Source organism: Streptomyces niveiscabiei, assembly GCF_001419795.1.
Classification (GTDB): Bacteria; Actinomycetota; Actinomycetes; order Streptomycetales; family Streptomycetaceae; genus Streptomyces; species Streptomyces niveiscabiei.
On the sequence record NZ_LIRL01001062.1, the window covers coordinates 1 to 1,336 of the forward strand.

The window sequence follows — 1,336 nt, forward strand, 5'->3', positions numbered from 1 at the left end:
TTCTCGTGCTGGAGCGGGGAGTTGACGCTCGGCGGCGGGGGCGGCGGGGGTATGCGGTCCTCGCCGGGTACGGGGCGAGTGGCGACGCGCATCATGCCGTGGCGCCGGACCCGGCGGGGAGGGGTGCTGAGCGGGCGGTGCGTGGGGCGTTGGCGGCGGCCGGAGTGGGCGCCGCCGAGGTGGATCACGTCAACTCCCATGGCACGTCGACCCCGTTGAACGACAAGGCGGAGGCCGCGCTGATCGCCCGCTGCTTTCCGCACGGGCCGTCCGTGACCTCCGCGAAGGGGGCGCTGGGCCATCTGCTGGGCGCTGCGGGGGCGGTGGAGGCGGCACTCACGGCACTGACCCTGTCGTACGGCCAAGTCCCCCCGATCGCCGGGCTGTTGACGCCCGACGCGGCCGGACTCGACCTCGTCACCGCCGCCCGCACCGCCGCCCCGGCGGTCGCCGTCAGCCACTCCTTCGGTTTCGGGGGGCACAACACGGCCTTGGTTCTGCGTACTTGGGAACACTGATGTCCACGACCCACCTCATCACCGGATCGACCGGCTTGATCGGCGCGGCACTTCTGCTGCGGCTGGCGGAGCACACGGACGACGAGTTCGTGTGCCTGGTCCGGGCGCCGGGGGCGCGTCTGCACGACACGCTGAGACGCGCGGCGTCGGCGTACGCCGTCCAACCCGGCGTCCTGGCAGGGGCGTTGAGACGTACTCGGATCGTGGAGGGCGACCTCGCGACGCCGTTCCCGCTGCGGACGGCGGCCCGCGTCGAGGTCTGGCACTCCGCCGCCGTCCTCCACTTCCGCCGCTCCACCTGGCGCACGACGTTCCGCACCAACGTCCACGGCACGCGCCGGATGCTGGAGTTGGCGCGTGCGGTGGACGCCGTCGGGTTCAACTACCTGAGTACGGCGTACGTCGCGGGCACGGCGACCGGCGCGATCGGGGAGGTCCCGGCGTCGCCCTCGACCGCGCGGACGCCGTACGAGTTGAGCAAGATCGCCGCTGAGCGGATGCTGCTGGAGGTGCGGGACATGCCCGTACGGGTGCTGCGGCCGTCGGTGGTCGTGGGGCACAGCGAAACCCTGGCGTACCCCGGGACGCCGAGCGGGGCGTACAAGATCCAGCAGCTCATCGCGGCGTACTACCGGGCGGTGCCGCCCACGGTCCGCCCCCGTGTCCGGGCGCTCCCCGACGAGCCCTTCGACATCGTCCCCGTCGACCATGTGGTGGCCGAGGCCCACGAGTTGAGCGACCTGGGCGCGACCGGCATCCACCACCTGACGAACCCCACGCCCCCACCAACGGGCGCCCTCCTCACCGCCCTCTTCACC

2 protein-coding genes are annotated in these 1,336 nt (G+C 72.8%); both read left to right on the top strand.

From position 1 onward, the window contains the following. Window positions 1-518, top strand: a 518-nt coding sequence (locus tag AOK24_RS39750; RefSeq protein ID WP_478078785.1) for a beta-ketoacyl-[acyl-carrier-protein] synthase family protein, incomplete at its 5' end; no start/stop codon positions are given. Continuing rightward, a partial coding sequence (locus tag AOK24_RS39755) for an SDR family oxidoreductase (RefSeq protein ID WP_055724785.1) occupies window positions 518-1,336 on the top strand: 819 nt, incomplete at its 3' end. The genes AOK24_RS39750 and AOK24_RS39755, both read left to right, overlap by 1 nt.